The sequence below is a fragment of the Bacillus cereus group sp. BfR-BA-01430 genome (assembly GCF_022663115.1).
In the GTDB taxonomy this organism is placed as follows: Bacteria; Bacillota; Bacilli; order Bacillales; family Bacillaceae_G; genus Bacillus_A; species Bacillus_A cereus_BD.
The window spans coordinates 1-15962 of sequence record NZ_JAKUEW010000009.1 but is presented as its reverse complement, the minus strand read 5'-3'; the positions used below and the strand labels follow the sequence as shown (position 1 = coordinate 15962).

Sequence of the window (15962 nt, the reverse complement as noted above, 5' to 3'; positions counted from 1 at the left end):
TCCTTTTTATTAGAAAAAAATAAATTTTATACTTACTTAAGATATATTAATGGTCATGACTTACTTTATGAGCCATGTAAACCATCGTTAACATTGTGAAAATAAATGCTTGGATTGATCCAACGAATACACTGAATCCCATCCATGCTAACATTGGCACAACCGCGCCTAATGCTCCAAAAGCACCACTTGCACCTAATTGAGCAAGCAATGTTAATAAAATCTCACCAGCATAAATGTTACCGAATAGACGAAGGCCCAACGTTAACGTGTTAGCAAACTCCTCAATAACCTTTAAAGGAAATAAGAACTTCATAGGTTGGAAATAACCCTTTATATATTCCTTTGTACCCTTCATCTTAATTCCATAGTAATGGGTGAGGGTAACTACCATCACGGCTAATGTTAAAGTAACTGCTGGGTCAGACGTTGGCGATCTCCACCATGCAATATGTTCACCAGCCTCAGTTGTTGAAAACATGAATGGTAAACCGAGCATGTTTGATACGAAAATAAACATCATAAGTGTAACGCCGAGTGTTAAGAAGCGCCCACCTGTTTTCCAGTCCATCGTACTGCCAATAATGCCTTTCACAAAGTCTAACACCCACTCAAGGAAGTTTTGCATTCCTGTCGGACGAAGAGCTAAGCTTCGAGTTCCAATCACAGCGACTAAGAAAACAATAACTGCTGCTACAGTAACCATGATAACTGCGGACAAATCGAACGTTAAACCTAGAAAATCAACCAATTTACCGTGTTCCACTAGTAATTCACCTCTCTTCCCTGTTCTTATACTCTAAATAAAGAAAATCTATGATCATGACAAGATACCCTGTCAGCAATCCTACACCTAAGCTCCACATCGCAATGAAATGCTGATACTTTGCCGCAAATAAAATTAATAATCCAATCGTCGCAAACCTCGAATATGTACTTACAGCTGTAGCTTTAAATTTCACGCTTCCTCCATTGGTAACGCGATCCATAAGCTTGTCTGTTCTACGTGCAATGATGCGCAAACTAAGAAAACTGAAAATCGTTCCGATAATCAGCCCAAGAAACACATCCTTGTAAGAGGTAAATCCCCATCCTAGCACTAGAAGTGCAAGCAAGTAGTACATATATTTCTTTTGTCTTTGGACAAGCCCATGTACATCTATCATCATTGCTCTCCCGAATAGTAATGTCGAATGAGTCGAATCATTGCATAAATTCCTGTTCCTAACCCTAGTAGTAAGCCGATAACTAGAAACAATGGAAACGTTCCAACCTTACTGTCAAGCCATTGCCCACCAAAAATCCCAACAAGAATGGAACCGACTAGCTGAGCTAAAATCCCTGACATTAAAGCATATGCTTTTATAGGGCTACGATCGTTTTTTTGCAAGGATTCATCCCTCCAATATGTAAGCCTCATTCAAGATGTGTTAATAATAACTCATTTTTTTGCATAAATCTTAAACAAAACCAAAAGTTTACTTTTTCGTCACGGAATAGATGCAAAATTGTCACTGAAAGCCCTACCATCTATCCCCGTTGTTAGCATACAATAGGGTATTAGCACTGTCAACGAGAAATCGTAAAAAATCAAAAAATTTGAGTATTAGTTATTTCCTCCCAAAAATGAAAACGTTCCCCTTCTAAATACTGGTGGAATTCATGTGAAATCTAGTAGATTTCTCTCTATATATAGAAGCAAATGTTCACAAGTTTGTCACCATTCTATTTTTCAGATATAACGTTTTCTTTCTATAATATAGCCCCTTTTAGTTGTTAGACTTCTATATTATATGTTATCCATATGCAATTTATGTTGCATATACTTTGTATATTTATCCCCCTCCCCTACTCCCAATCTATAAAAAAAGACGAGCAGGGAATCCCTCTCGTCTGTTGTCTTACTTCGTTCCAAATAGGCGGTCTCCAGCATCACCTAAACCTGGAACAACATAACCGTGGTCATTTAATTTTTCATCTAACGCTGCTACATAAATATCAACATCAGGATGCTCTTCTTGTACAACTTTTACTCCTTCTGGTGCAGCTACGATACACATTAATTTAATATGTTTCGCACCGCGCTTTTTCAAAGAGTTAATCGCTTCAGCTGCAGAACCACCTGTTGCTAACATCGGATCTAGTACGATAAAGTCACGTTCTTCTACATCCGTTGGAAGTTTCACATAGTATTCTACCGGTTGCAATGTTTTTGGGTCACGGTATAAACCAATATGTCCCACTTTTGCTGCTGGAATTAATTTCAGAATTCCGTCTACCATTCCTAAGCCTGCACGTAAAATTGGAATTAAACCTAGCTTCTTCCCAGCGATCACTTTTGTTTTTGCTTTGCTCACAGGTGTTTCGATTTCGATCTCTTCAAGTGGAAGATCACGTGTAATTTCAAAAGCCATTAAACTTGCTACTTCATCCACTAATTCACGAAACTCTTTTGTACCTGTATTTTTATCGCGAATATATGTAATCTTATGTTGAATTAACGGGTGATCAAATACATACAGTTTTCCCATGTGAATCTCTCCTTCAGATGATATTCATGCGTGTTTCCACGCCGTTTGCACTATTTACGATTGTAAAGAAAACGCTACTAATATTCAAGGGCAAATTTGGAAAAATATTAATTTCATAATGAATTCATCTAATATCTTTACCAATTATGGAAATCATATCCTTCATTATATTCCCAAAATTTATTCATGTTTTGTATACATACTTTAAGGGGCAGTTGTGTCTCATCTTTTTTCATGAAGTTCTTTCTCTATATTCAAGCAATATGCAATCTAAAGCAAAGAAAACCACTGCAACATGATGTTACAGTGGTTTTCTTTCATCTATTATAAATCAGTGTACATTGGAAACTTACTTGTTAATGCAGCTACACGTTTACGAGCTTCGTCTAATATAGCTTCGTCTTCGTGATTTTTTAATGTATATGCAATAATTGACGCGATTTCATCCATTTCTTCTAAGCCAAAGCCACGAGATGTTACAGCGGCTGTACCGATACGTACACCACTTGTTACAAACGGACTTGCTGTTTCAAATGGAATTGTATTTTTGTTTACTGTAATACCTACTTCATCTAATACATGTTCTGCCACTTTTCCTGTAATATTTAAGTTGCGAACATCGATTAAAATCAGGTGGTTATCCGTTCCACCAGAAACGAGTGTAAGTCCTTCTTTTTGAAGTCCTTCTGCTAAACGCTGTGCATTATTAATAATATTTTGCGCATATGTTTTAAAATCATCTTGAAGTGCTTCCCCAAATGCGACAGCTTTTGCAGCGATGACATGCATAAGTGGGCCGCCTTGAATACCAGGGAAGATTGATTTATCAATTTGCTTCGCAAATTTCTCTTCACATAAAATCATACCACCGCGTGGACCGCGTAATGTTTTATGTGTTGTTGTCGTAACAAAATGTGCATGTGGCACTGGATTTGGGTGTAAGCCCGCTGCAACTAAACCTGCAATATGAGCCATATCTACCATTAAATATGCCCCTACTTCATCGGCAATTTCACGAAATCTTTTGAAATCGATCACACGAGGATACGCACTTGCACCTGCGACGATAAGTTTCGGTTTATGTTCTTTTGCTTTCGCTAACACATCGTCGTAGTTAATACGATGAGTTTCAGCATCCACACCATATTCTACGAAATTATATTGTACTCCACTAAAGTTAACAGGACTTCCGTGTGTCAAATGACCGCCATGAGATAAATTCATACCAAGAACTGTATCTCCATGCTCTAAAATCGTGAAGTATACAGCCATGTTCGCTTGTGCACCAGAATGCGGTTGAACATTTACATGTTCAGCACCAAAGATCTCTTTCACACGATCGCGTGCAATATCCTCTACTACGTCTACATGCTCACAACCACCATAGTAACGTTTACCAGGATACCCTTCCGCATACTTATTTGTTAAAACAGAACCTTGTGCTTCCATTACAGCTTCACTTACGAAGTTTTCCGAAGCAATTAACTCAATTTTTGAACGCTGTCTTCCTAATTCCGCTTCAATTGCAGCAAATACCTTTTCATCTTGACGTTTTAAATGATCCACCAAAATCCCCCTTTTCTGAACGAATTACATCAATTCCTAATGGTTTTTTCCTATTTATTCAGAAAAAACGAAAATTCAAGTTGTAATTCTTTTAAACCTTCATATTTTCAACTACATTCTAACATGACTTTCTATATCATAAAAGAAAAAAAAGACCAAGTCCGGTCTTTTCTTTCCCTATATATATTAACGGCAAATCATTGTTTCTTCTGTCGCTTTATATACAGCACGCGCTCCCCCAATTAGTTTCGCGCGCGTTTTAGCCATCGTTACATGCGCATTTCCAACCTCTTTTATGCTTGTGCGAACAGGAACCGCCACATGTTTTAAATGCATACCAATGAATGTATCACCAATATCGATACCTGCGTCTGCTTTTATAAATTCTACCACTACAGGATCTTTAAAATTATGATACGCATATGTCGCCAATGCACCACCCGCTGATCTAACAGGCGTAACGGTCACAATTTCAAAACCATGTTTCAAAGCTACTTCTTTTTCTACTACTAAAGCGCGATTTAAATGCTCACAACATTGAAACACTAATGCGACACCTGTCTGTTTTTGAAATTGTATTAGTTCAGAAAAAATCGCTTCGGCTACTTCCATCGTCCCTGAAGTTCCAATTCTTTCTCCGAGCACTTCACTTGTACTACAGCCTACTACAAAAATTTGACCACTTTGTAAAGAAGCTTGTTCTTGAAAATCAGAAAGCAATGTTTGTAGCTGCTCTTTTACTTTTACTATTTCCATCATTACGCCTCTTCCTTTCACAGGTTGGTTCAACAAATTATATTATCTTTTGATAGAAGTTAGAATGTATATTATTTTTCTTCGTATGTTTTAATTTTTCCTACACGATTTTCGTGGCGTCCACCTTCATAATCAGTTGTTAGCCAAATTTTTGCGATATCACGTGCTAAGCCAGCGCCAATAACACGCTCACCCATCGCTAACATGTTGCTATCATTATGCTCTCTAGTTGCTCTTGCGCTAAATGTATCATGAACTAATGCGCAACGAATGCCGTGAACTTTATTTGCCGCAATTGACATACCAATACCTGTACCACAAATTAAAATACCACGATCTACTTCACCTTTTGCAACCATTTCTGCTGCTGGAAATGCAAAATCAGGGTAATCAACAGATCCTGCCTCACACTCACATCCTAAATCAATATACTCAATGTTTAACTCTTCTAATAGATTTACAATTTCTGTGCGGATATTGATACCGCCGTGATCAGATGCTACTACTACTTTCATTTTTACCCCTCCAGATTTTTACTGCAACGTTTATGAATCATTCCATTCATAAATGGCTACCTCATTTCAAACTTGTCTATTACAAACAAGTTGATCTCCAATATCGTATTATACACGAAACATTAAGACTCTGAATGTTTTTCCAGTAAACTTTGTACAAGTTTTTCCATCTCTACTAGTGTTGTTTCATAAATAGAGAGCGATCCACCAAATGGATCTGAAATATCTTTATTTATACCTTCTGTAAATTCATATAATGTATGCAGTTTCTCTTTTGCTTTCGGATAGTATCCTAACAAAAGCTGTTTATGGTTTTCTGTCATAGTCAAAATGATATCAGCCCAATCAATTAATGTTTCTGTCACTTGCTTAGAAGCATGATTGATTGAAATTCCTTTCTTAGCTAATGCCTCCTTAGCATGCAGAGATGCATCGCTTCCAGGACTTGCAAAAACACCAGCAGATTGCACTTCAAAATTCCCTCTTCCATAATGACGAAGCAATGCCTCTGCCATTGGACTACGACATGTATTTCCAGTACAAACAAACAATACTCGCTTCATCCAAAATCACTCCTTCTGCCAAATATCCTATACTTATCATAACGTACATGACACTGGAACAAAAGAATTGTGAGTATAACAGAAGGCGCATTTCTCGTTTACTTTTCTAAGAGAAATGCGCCTTATCCACATATATGTGAAACCCTAGTTTCAAGTGCCTTAAATATAATACCATACTTATTCAAAACATCATAGAAATGTAAACTACCACTTAACAGTACGACATTTCCTTCACTTTCTTACCATATAAAAAATACATGAAAATAAGGAATCCATTTCATACGAAATAGACTCCTTATTAAAAATGATTATTTCATTGTAACTTTCATTACTTCTGTTGCACCTTTTGTAGCTGATACACCTACAGTTGTTTTAATAGATTCAGCTGCGTCTGTATTTGTAATAACAACTGGTGTAATTGTACTTTTTGCTTTTTCGCGAATGAATTCTAAATCGAAGGAAATTAATTTATCGCCTTTCTTTACAGCTTGTCCTTCAGATACGTGAGCTTCGAAACCTTCACCTTCCATTTTTACAGTTTCTAAGCCAACATGAATTAAAATTTCTGTACCATTCTTTGCCTTAATACCAACAGCATGTTTCGTATGGAATAATTGAACAATTTCACCATCTACAGGAGATACAACAACACCTTCAGTTGGAACGATTGCAATACCATCCCCCATCATCCGACCAGAGAATACTGGATCTGGTACTTCTTCAATATTTTTCACTTCTCCAGTTAACGGAGCTACGATTGTTTCTTCATTTGTTTTTGAACCAAAACCGAATAACTTTTTAAACATAGGATAGTCCTCCTTAAAAGTTGCTTGCAAATATATAGGGCAATCTCTAGTAAATATTGAAATACTCGTAAAACTTCTTACTTAAATACTATACCGTAAAAACGCTTTCGAAATAAAGTGCATGATTACGAATAGAAGTTCATTGTATCGCTTCAAAAAAATCCAGTCAATTCAAATTATTGGCATAACAACAAACTTCTTATCTATATTGTCTCTTTTTTTCACAAACTTGTCTAGAGGTCCTCACAACATATTTATTTTTTATTTATGATTTGTAAAATTTTCTTCACATTTTTTCAAAATCTTACTTGACTAAAGTAAGTAACTCATTTATTATTACTTACATAACATAAGTTAATAACTTTTAGGAGGTTTTATAAATGATGAACATTGGTCTACTTATTATTCGTCTTATTATCGGAATTTCATTTATGGGGCATGCTGCTCAAAAATTATTTGGCTGGTTTGGTGGCTACGGCCTAAAAGGAACAGGCGGCTGGATGGAATCTATCGGCCTACGACCTGGTGTATTTATGGCATTTATGGCAGGTGCAACTGAACTATTAGGTGGTTTCTTATTCGCAGCAGGTATCTTCACTTGGGTTGGTGCACTATTTATTGTTGGTACAATGTTAGTTGCAATTATTACAGTTCATGGCAAAAATGGTTTCTGGGCAACAGAAAATGGATTCGAATATAACTTAATCTTAATTGCTGTTGCAGTAGGTGTTGCCTTAATCGGCCCTGGCGCTTACACTTTACTTTAAGACATGAAGAAGAGCCTATCTCCTTTTGGAGATAGGCTCTTCTTTTTGCAATCATATATTAGCGATTCTTCAGATTTATCGGCGATTCGGCATCAGATATCGGCGCAACTCCTGATTTATCGGCGGTTCGACACAAGATATCGACCGGTCGACAAATTTCGTCACCTCGCCACCTCACCGATCCTCTCCACAAAAATTGAAAAAAAGAAGGAGTTTTCTAGTTGTATCTTGTAAACAAACAAGGAAGCATTTCTAAAAAGAAGGGAGATTACGAATATGATTTCCATTAACCCAAATGAACAAACAGAACGAGAGAATTATAAATTATTAACAGGAAGTATTATCCCGCGCCCTGTCGCATTCGTCACTTCTTTGACACAAGATGGTGTTTTAAACGGGGCTCCTTACAGCTATTTTAATATCGTTGCTGCCAATCCTCCGCTCATCTCTGTTTCTGTACAAAGAAAAGAAGGGCAGCGAAAAGATACGTCGCGAAATGCAATTGAAAAAGGGGAATTTGTTGTACATATTTCCGATGAATCTTATGTGGAAGCTATTAATGAAACTGCCGCAAACCTCCCTCCCCATCAAAGCGAAATTGAACGAGCGAAATTAACTCCTATTGATAGTGATGTTATTTCTGTACCAGGTGTAAAAGAAGCAAATATTCGAATGGAGTGCGTATTAGAGCGCGCGATTCCTCTTGGCGGAACAGAGGAGTCCCCAGCGTGCGATCTACTCATTGGGCGTGTCGTTCGTTTTCATGTTGCTGAACACTTATATGAAAAAGGGCGTATCCATGCCGAAGGATTAAAACCAGTAAGCCGACTTGCTGGTCATAACTATGCGAAACTAGGCGAACAATTTGAATTAGTGCGCCCCATTTAAAAGAAAAACCCCCGCATATCTCGCGGGGGTTTTAAAAATAACTCAAATTTGCTCTTTATTTTCCTCAGGAAGAACATTGTTCACTTTCTTTGGTTTCCCAAGCTTTATGACAAAGAAATATAAAGATAGCAATGTAAGCAAAAATACAATTAAAAATGGATACGGTGAATAGAACGCACGAGCTGTTTCTGTTTTACCTACAATGAATTTGAAAGAATCAATATCTAGAAATTCGGCAAACATTTGTACTCCGAGCATGCTAAACCAAAAGACAAAAAAACTAATCACGATTCCAAAAATTTGTTTTACTCTTGTCATTTGTATCATCCTTTCTATATATGGAAAGTATCTTATTATGAAGAGTATGAATAGAAATGAGATTTCTTATAGAAAGGTATTTACCCATCAAATAATAGAAACTGTTAAACGTAATCTTTCTCATTTTCTTACATAATAACAAGATTATAGCGGAAAAAGAAGATACAATCCAAATCCAACTAGAATGAGCCCTCCCAAAACTTCTCCATATGTACCAAGCATATGCTTTGCATGTCTTCCTAATAATAAGCCAGCCCACGCTAAAATCATGCTGATGAAGCCAAAAAGCAATATCGTCAAAATCATCTGTGCCCCATAAATCCCGAGGCTTAATCCGACTGAAAAGCTATCGATACTTACACTAAATGCGAATATAAGCAAACTAATCCCAGTGGGAGTCGCTCTTGTATCTTCATTTTCTAAAAGTGAAGAGTAAACAATATAAAAACCTAATCCAATTAACAAACTAGCCCCAGCGAGTGTAGCAATTTGACCAAATTTTTCTGATAACAGTCGTCCAAGAACCATCCCTAAAAAGGGCATCAGAATATGAAATATACCGATTGTTACCCCAATATAAAAAATTTGTCGCACCTTAAGCGTGACCATCCCCATGCCGAGGCTTACAGAAAATGCATCCATTCCTAAGGCAAAAGCCATAATGATTAAAGGTATGAATTGTTCAATCATCGTTCTCGTCCCTCCTCGGACTTGCTACTTCACCATATGCTCATCCGAGGAAAAATAGAATCTATGTATCAATTCATGCCTTAACATGTAGGTATGAAACAAAGAGCCTGCTTTTATGTTTGTATCCATATGAAAAAGGCGAGTCATGCACTCGCCTATTCTTCAACAATAATATGGTGCCCTGCCGCTTTTGTTAAACGATTCATAATGGCATTTCCAATTCCTTCATTTGGAAACGATTCACTAAAAATGCAATCTACTTTGCTTGCATCAAACGTTCTAAGCACATCATATAATTTTGTTGCAACACTTGCTAAATCTCTTCTTAATCCACAAGATAATACAACATCCGCCTGATATACATGCTGATATTCTTCTGTTGTTAATACACCAACCGTATATCCCTCTCGTTTCTTTTTATCCACAAGTTGTTGAATAAAATCGCGCGATCCTTCCACAATACTAAGTGGTGCCTTCGGAGCATAATGCGTATATTTCATCCCTGGCGCTTTCGGTTTTTCCTTTTCATCTTTCAGCGCTGGATCGAAAGAAACCGGGCCAATTACTTCTTCTAACTGCTCCTTCGTAATCCCGCCTGGACGTAAAATGGTTGGCACCTTACTCGTGCAGTCAATGACTGTCGATTCAACTCCAACACCAGTTGCTCCACCATCAACAATCCCAGCAATTTTTCCGTTCAAATCTTCATACACGTGAGAAGCTAACGTCGGACTTGGGCGTCCAGAACGATTGGCACTTGGTGCTGCAACTGGAACGTTTGCTGCTTCAATGAGTGCCAGTGCTACTTTATGGTCAGGCATCCTAACACCAACTGTATCTAACCCTGCTGTAACCTTCTCTGAAATACCGTCCTTTTTCGGTAAAATAATTGTCAGTGGTCCTGGCCAAAAGTGCTTCATTAACATTTCGGCAACAGGTGGAACCTCCCTAACAATATCAGTTAATTGCAACTTCGAGCCAATATGAACAATAAGAGGATTATCGCTAGGTCTGCCCTTTGCTTCAAATATTTTTGCAATGGCTTCATCATTCATTGCGTTTGCTCCAAGTCCATATACTGTTTCTGTCGGAAACGCAACTGCCTCATTTTCTCGTAATAATTTTGCTGCTTCTTGTAATTGTGGATAATCTTTTTTTATTTCCACAAAATTATCCACAATCCACATATTTGTATGCATTTTTTTCCACGTCCTTTTCTCCCATGAAATACATATGTATTTTTAGTTTACTATGACAGTTATCCAAAAGACAAACCATGTTTATCCACAAATTGTGGATAAAATCAATTAATCAGTGGATAACTTTGTTAATAGCTGACAATTTAGTATTATTACATTCTGCTCTTTTACATTTTCACAAAAGTGTTCTAGCTGTTGAATATCTACAGGAACATCTTCTTTTTCCACAGGTCTAAAATGAAAAAACTGAAAGATTGTTATAGATTGTGGATGATTTGTGAGTAAATATAGTTGTTCGATATTTTTTTCTTTCATATACTGCAAAAACATTTCAAAAAAATATAAGAAAGTCTTATTATCCACAGCTGGTGTGAATAAACATGAGCGAACGAGCGCCTTTTGCCCTTCCCGTTCATATCCAATAACAGCTTGTATCGTTCCTTTATCTTCTAAAATCATAAATTGTTCGTACAACTCATTTATTTTATCATCTTTTTTATTAGCTTGTCCGAAAAAAGAATGCAATCTTTCAATATCGTTTTTCGTTGCAAAAGAAATCTTTTTCATCATAAATCCCTCCTCATTTATATATATGAAGAGGGATTTATAAATAGTACTTATTTAGAAAATAAAGATGAAAAAGCTTCAACAATAAATAATTTCACTTCAGGTTCTTCTTCAGACTCTACTACTTCCACCTTTTGATCTTGTTTTTTATCCGTAGGCTCCTTTGTTTTTTCCACAATTTCCACCGTTTCTAATTTGTCGCTTTTTTCTTGATCCTTTGTTTCTTTCGGATTATTTTGTGCTTTTTTCATCACTTCCTGTTTTACTACTTCTTGTACGCGCTCTTGTTTTTTAACATCTTTCTCTTGCTGATTATTCCCTTTTCGCTGCGCTTTATCTTTGTGTTCCTCTTTTGTAGGCTCTTCTTCCTTTTCAAGCTGCGGTGTTACTTCTTCTTCTTGATCCAGCGATTCAGCCTTTACAACTTTCTCCTCTTTCTCTACAGCTGTACCGCTCGAAAAATCCATAAAGCACATTGGCGGGAATAATACGCACCACCAGTTTGCCCCCTCTCCCTTTCCAATCGTAATTAATACCGCTTCATATTCTCCTGCTGGATAAATAAAATTACCATAAACCTTTGTAGGAAATTTTATATTCTTTCCAAATGTAACTTGAAATGATTCCTTACTTCCTTCTTCTTTTAACGTATGAGCAACTGTTTTTTCGATTTCTGGGATATGACTTTGAATGACTTGACGCGCTTCCTCAAATGTTTTTAAATCTGCTACCCAACCATCAATTTGCGCTTTCACTTCATCGCGTACTTTCCGCTTTAACGCTTGATCTTTATCTGAATCACTATTCGCTAAAATTCGAAGGCGAACTGCTTCTTTTGGAATCACCGCCGGCCCTTTCGCATCGGCTTTCATATATTCAAACTGCACAAGTAACTGTGCACCAATTAATAGTAAAAGAAAATAAGCAATCACTTGTTTTTTCATTTCCTCCACCGTCCCTTCTAGAAACAGTGTGGACAGACTTTCATCTTTCTAAACTATTAAATTCAAAATCTATATAAATTTTTTATACAAAAATGGAGCAAGGCTTATGCCTTACTCCATTTCCGCAAAGACCATACGATCTTTTCCATTCATATCAAAAACCACTTCTACATGAGCGTGTGGGAACGTCTTTTCTAATAACCCTTTTACATCTTCCCCTTGCCCCACACCGACTTCAAAAGCAACAATGGCTTTTTTCTGTAATACACGAGGCAACTCTTCCATAAAACGGCGATAAAAATCAAGACCATCCGCTCCACCAACAAGCGCTCGCTTCGGCTCATGTTCTTTCACAACAGAAGATAATCCTTTCCAATCTTCTTCCGGTATATACGGAGGATTCGAAACAACAACGTCTAATTTTTGCCCTGTTTCATAAAATGGTGATAATAAATCTCCGTGATAAAATGTCACATTTGCTCCTAGTGATGTTGCATTTTGTTTGGCAACTTCAATGGATTCTTGCGCAATATCTACCGTATATACATGAAGATTTTGATTCTCTAATGCAAGTGTAATGGAAATAGCTCCACTTCCTGTTCCAATGTCCGCTACATGAAGCTCTTGATTACCAAAATTACGTTGAATTCTCTCCAGCACACCAACGATAAGCTCTTCTGTTTCTGGGCGCGGTATTAACACTTCCTCATTTACAAAAAAGGATCGACCATAAAACATCTCATATCCCATCAAATATTGAACAGGAATTCCATCAATATGTTTATGAATCAACTCTTTAAAACGCTTTTCCTGTTCATTACATATTTCCTCACGCATATTCATCATTAAACCCGTACGATTTGTGTTTAATACATGACAAAGGACGATTTCTCCCGCATTTTCATCCCGCCCATTCTCTTGTAAAAAAGAAGAAGCCCATTTCAGGGCTTCATAGACACGCATTACTCAGCGGCCTCCATCTTCTTCGCCTGATCTTCCATTACTAGCGCGTTGATGAAATCATCTAACTTACCTTGTAAAATTTGATCTAGCTTTTGAATCGTTAAACCGATTCGATGGTCTGTAACACGGTTTTGCGGGAAGTTATACGTACGAATACGCTCAGAACGATCCCCCGTACCAACAGCTTGTTTACGGTTTTGATCATACTCAGCTTGCGCTTCTTGTCTAAATTTATCATAAATACGCGCACGTAATACTTTCATTGCTTTTTCTTTGTTCTTAATTTGTGACTTCTCATCCTGACAAGATACAACTACCCCAGTTGGTAAATGAGTTAAGCGTACCGCTGACATTGTTGTATTAACACTTTGTCCACCAGGACCACTAGAAGCAAATGTATCCACACGAATATCTTTTTCATGAATGTCGATTTCTACTTCTTCCGCTTCTGGTAATACAGCTACTGTTGCTGTAGATGTATGAATACGTCCACCAGATTCTGTTTCTGGAACACGTTGTACACGATGCGCACCGTTTTCGAATTTCAACTTCGCATATGCACCTTTACCGTTAATCATAAAGATAATCTCTTTATATCCACCTAATTCTGTATAACTTGCTTCGATAATATCTGTTTTCCATCCTTGTACCTCAGCATAACGGCTATACATACGATATAAATCGCCAGCAAATAAAGCTGCCTCATCACCACCAGCTGCACCGCGAATTTCGACAATAACGTTCTTATCATCATTCGGATCTTTTGGTACAAGTAAAATTTTCAAACGCTCTGATAATTCCTTCTCCTGTACCTCTAAATCTGAAACTTCTTCCTTTACCATTTCACGCATCTCAGCATCTAATTTATCTTCTAACATCGCTTTTGCATCTTGCAATTGCTCACGAACATCTTTATACTCACGATACACTTCTACCGTTTCTTGAATATCAGATTGTTCCTTTGAATACTCACGAAGCTTATTAGAATCATTAATAACCGCTGGGTCACTTAATAACTCATTTAACTTCTCATAACGATCCTCTACAGCTTGCAAACGATCTAACACATCATTCACCTCAACATCCTAGTATCTAATATCAATAGTATATGGCACAAAATAAAAAAAACGCAAATTATATTTAAAAGCGCAGGCGGCTCGCTCAGAATGGAAGGGGGATGGAGCTTCTGACATAGAGGCGCTCTTTGCCTCGCCGGAAGAAGCGAAGCCACCGTCCATTCTTGCCGCCGGAGCTAGATATCTCCTAAAAGCGCAGGCGGCTCGCTTAGAACAGGAGGACGTTGGAACCCCTGACATAGAGGCGCTCTTTGCCTCGTCGGAAGGGGTGAAACGACCGACTGGTCTTGCCGCCGGAGCTGGATATCTCCTAAAAGCGCAGGCGGCTCGCTTAGAACAGGAGGACGTTGGAACCCCTGACATAGAGGCGCTCTTTGCCTCGTCGGAAGGGGTGAAACGACCGACTGGTCTTGCCGCCGGAGCTGGATATCTCCTAAAAGCGCAGGCGGCTCGCTTAGAACAGGAGGACGTTGGAACCCCTGACATAGAGGCGCTCTTTGCCTCGTCGGAAGGGGTGAAACGACCAACTGGTCTTGGTCTTGCTACCAACTTTCGAAAAAAACCCGCCTTATGTAGCGAGTTTCATTTATCTTTGCTTTGTAGGCACTGCATGACAATGACGGCAACGCGGCTCATACGATTCTGAAGCGCCGACTAAAATAATTGGATCATCAAACGCAGCTGGTTCACCATTAATTAAGCGTTGTGTACGACTAGCTGGAGAACCACATACGGAACAAACCGCCTGTAATTTTGTTACATGTTCAGCAATCGCCATTAGCTGAGGAACTTGTCCAAATGGTAGACCACGGAAATCCTGGTCTAAACCGGCCACAATGACGCGATAGCCTCGATTTGCCAACATTTGCACCACTTCCACAATGTCCTCATCAAAAAATTGCACCTCGTCGATTGCAATAACGTTCATATCTTCTGTCACATATTTAAATACATCTTTTGAAGCTGATACAGGAACTGCTTTCACCTTCATGCCATTATGTGAAACAACATCTTCTTCACTATAACGATTATCAATACAAGGTTTAAAAACAATCGCATTCTGCTTCGCAAATTGCGTACGACGTACACGGCGGATGAGCTCTTCTGATTTTCCAGAAAACATACTTCCGCAAATCACTTCAATCCAACCGTTTTGATTTATTAAGTACATTGAGTTCTCCTTTCAGCTACTTTTCCTATATAAAGTAGGGTAAAGGTTATATTTTCGCAAAAAAAACAGACAAGCGAATAGATACACTTGCCTGTTTTATGTTTTTATTACTTAAGACCGTATTTCTTATTGAAGCGGTCAACACGTCCGTCTGCAGTAGCAAACTTCTGACGTCCAGTGTAGAATGGGTGAGAATCAGAACTGATCTCAACTTTAATTAATGGATAAGTGTTTCCATCTTCCCACTCGATTGTTTCGCTAGAACCTTTAGTAGATCCGCTTAAGAATTTGAAGCCTGTGTTTGTGTCCATAAATACAACTTTCTTGTAATCTGGATGGATTCCTGCTTTCATTCTTTTCATCTCCTTCCGCCCTGAATCATTTTCGAAACAGAGTTTTTCATCTCTAGCTGCATTCACAACTATATTGATGAAGCACATATGATGAAATTATAACAAGGCTCACACCATTTTGCAACTACCTGTTTTTAGCATTATAAAAAATAAAAGCGCAGGCGGCTTGCTCAGAATGGAAGGGGGATGGAGCTTCTGACATAGAGGCGTTTTTTGCCTCGCCGGAAGAAGCGAAGCCACCGTCCATTCTTGCCGCCGGAGCTAGATACCACCTAAAAGCGCAGGAGGC

At 38.1% G+C, this 15962-nt stretch carries 21 protein-coding genes; 2 read left to right on the top strand and 19 right to left on the bottom strand.

What is annotated here, in order from left to right; genetic code table 11:
- Positions 1-46 precede the first annotated feature (46 nt).
- The 10 genes from atpB to MR058_RS15210 all read right to left on the bottom strand — a co-directional run bounded on the left by atpB (position 47) and on the right by MR058_RS15210 (position 6737).
- Positions 47-766 (bottom strand): F0F1 ATP synthase subunit A, encoded by a 720-nt coding sequence (atpB, locus tag MR058_RS15255; RefSeq protein ID WP_242144804.1) that lies wholly within the window; start codon positions 764-766, stop codon positions 47-49.
- 7 nt (positions 767-773) lie between these two features.
- Positions 774-1166 (bottom strand): ATP synthase subunit I, encoded by a 393-nt coding sequence (locus MR058_RS15250; RefSeq protein ID WP_242144803.1) that lies wholly within the window; start codon positions 1164-1166, stop codon positions 774-776.
- Positions 1166-1390, bottom strand: coding sequence for an AtpZ/AtpI family protein (locus MR058_RS15245; protein WP_140388452.1), 225 nt, complete (start codon positions 1388-1390; stop codon positions 1166-1168). The genes MR058_RS15250 and MR058_RS15245 overlap by 1 nt, the downstream gene beginning before the upstream one ends.
- Before the next feature lie 26 nt (positions 1391-1416).
- Positions 1417-1530 (bottom strand): DUF4024 domain-containing protein, encoded by a 114-nt coding sequence (locus MR058_RS15240; protein WP_242144802.1) that lies wholly within the window; start codon positions 1528-1530, stop codon positions 1417-1419.
- 371 nt (positions 1531-1901) lie between these two features.
- Complete coding sequence (upp, locus tag MR058_RS15235) at positions 1902-2531, bottom strand: uracil phosphoribosyltransferase (protein WP_012096281.1); 630 nt, start codon at positions 2529-2531, stop codon at positions 1902-1904.
- A 324-nt stretch (positions 2532-2855) separates the two neighbouring features.
- Complete coding sequence (gene glyA, locus MR058_RS15230; RefSeq protein ID WP_242144801.1) at positions 2856-4097, bottom strand: serine hydroxymethyltransferase; 1242 nt, start codon at positions 4095-4097, stop codon at positions 2856-2858.
- Positions 4098-4283: 186 nt separating this feature from the next.
- Positions 4284-4856 carry a TIGR01440 family protein gene (locus tag MR058_RS15225; RefSeq protein ID WP_242144800.1) on the bottom strand — a complete coding sequence of 191 codons (573 nt, stop codon included), beginning with the start codon at positions 4854-4856 and terminating at the stop codon, positions 4284-4286.
- A 68-nt stretch (positions 4857-4924) separates the two neighbouring features.
- A complete protein-coding gene (gene rpiB, locus MR058_RS15220) occupies positions 4925-5368 on the bottom strand; it encodes a ribose 5-phosphate isomerase B (protein ID WP_242144799.1) in 444 nt (147 codons plus the stop codon).
- Positions 5369-5490: 122 nt separating this feature from the next.
- On the bottom strand, positions 5491-5931 hold the full coding sequence (locus tag MR058_RS15215; RefSeq protein ID WP_242144798.1) for a low molecular weight protein arginine phosphatase: 441 nt from the start codon (positions 5929-5931) through the stop codon (positions 5491-5493).
- Between the two features lie 308 nt (positions 5932-6239).
- The gene (locus MR058_RS15210; protein ID WP_242144797.1) at positions 6240-6737 is read right to left on the bottom strand and encodes a PTS sugar transporter subunit IIA; all 498 of its coding nucleotides are present in this window, start codon (positions 6735-6737) and stop codon (positions 6240-6242) included.
- A gap of 380 nt (positions 6738-7117) precedes the next feature.
- Between MR058_RS15210 and MR058_RS15205 the strand changes: the two genes are divergently transcribed.
- Both MR058_RS15205 and MR058_RS15200 read left to right on the top strand, forming a co-directional pair.
- A complete protein-coding gene (locus tag MR058_RS15205) occupies positions 7118-7504 on the top strand; it encodes a DoxX family protein (RefSeq protein WP_242144796.1) in 387 nt (128 codons plus the stop codon).
- Positions 7505-7780: 276 nt separating this feature from the next.
- Entirely contained in the window at positions 7781-8392 is a 612-nt protein-coding gene (locus MR058_RS15200; RefSeq protein WP_242144795.1) for a flavin reductase family protein, read from the top strand.
- A gap of 42 nt (positions 8393-8434) precedes the next feature.
- Here MR058_RS15200 and MR058_RS15195 read toward each other — a convergent pair whose 3' ends face one another.
- From MR058_RS15195 to MR058_RS15155, 9 genes are all read right to left on the bottom strand, one after another.
- Positions 8435-8710 carry a DUF3935 domain-containing protein gene (locus tag MR058_RS15195; RefSeq protein WP_242144794.1) on the bottom strand — a complete coding sequence of 92 codons (276 nt, stop codon included), beginning with the start codon at positions 8708-8710 and terminating at the stop codon, positions 8435-8437.
- Between the two features lie 144 nt (positions 8711-8854).
- Positions 8855-9400, bottom strand: coding sequence for a manganese efflux pump MntP (locus MR058_RS15190; protein ID WP_242144793.1), 546 nt, complete (start codon positions 9398-9400; stop codon positions 8855-8857).
- Positions 9401-9555: 155 nt separating this feature from the next.
- Positions 9556-10599 (bottom strand): L-threonylcarbamoyladenylate synthase, encoded by a 1044-nt coding sequence (locus tag MR058_RS15185; protein WP_242144792.1) that lies wholly within the window; start codon positions 10597-10599, stop codon positions 9556-9558.
- Between the two features lie 108 nt (positions 10600-10707).
- On the bottom strand, positions 10708-11166 hold the full coding sequence (locus MR058_RS15180; protein WP_242144791.1) for a GNAT family N-acetyltransferase: 459 nt from the start codon (positions 11164-11166) through the stop codon (positions 10708-10710).
- A gap of 50 nt (positions 11167-11216) precedes the next feature.
- On the bottom strand, positions 11217-12119 hold the full coding sequence (spoIIR, locus tag MR058_RS15175; protein WP_242144790.1) for a stage II sporulation protein R: 903 nt from the start codon (positions 12117-12119) through the stop codon (positions 11217-11219).
- Between the two features lie 102 nt (positions 12120-12221).
- The gene (gene prmC, locus MR058_RS15170; protein WP_242144789.1) at positions 12222-13073 is read right to left on the bottom strand and encodes a peptide chain release factor N(5)-glutamine methyltransferase; all 852 of its coding nucleotides are present in this window, start codon (positions 13071-13073) and stop codon (positions 12222-12224) included.
- Entirely contained in the window at positions 13073-14140 is a 1068-nt protein-coding gene (prfA, locus tag MR058_RS15165; RefSeq protein ID WP_242144958.1) for a peptide chain release factor 1, read from the bottom strand. Before prfA ends, prmC begins: the two co-directional genes overlap by 1 nt.
- A 595-nt stretch (positions 14141-14735) precedes the next feature.
- Positions 14736-15320, bottom strand: coding sequence for a thymidine kinase (locus MR058_RS15160; protein ID WP_242144788.1), 585 nt, complete (start codon positions 15318-15320; stop codon positions 14736-14738).
- A 107-nt stretch (positions 15321-15427) separates the two neighbouring features.
- Positions 15428-15673 carry a type B 50S ribosomal protein L31 gene (locus MR058_RS15155; RefSeq protein WP_012096298.1) on the bottom strand — a complete coding sequence of 82 codons (246 nt, stop codon included), beginning with the start codon at positions 15671-15673 and terminating at the stop codon, positions 15428-15430.
- Positions 15674-15962: the final 289 nt, after the last annotated feature.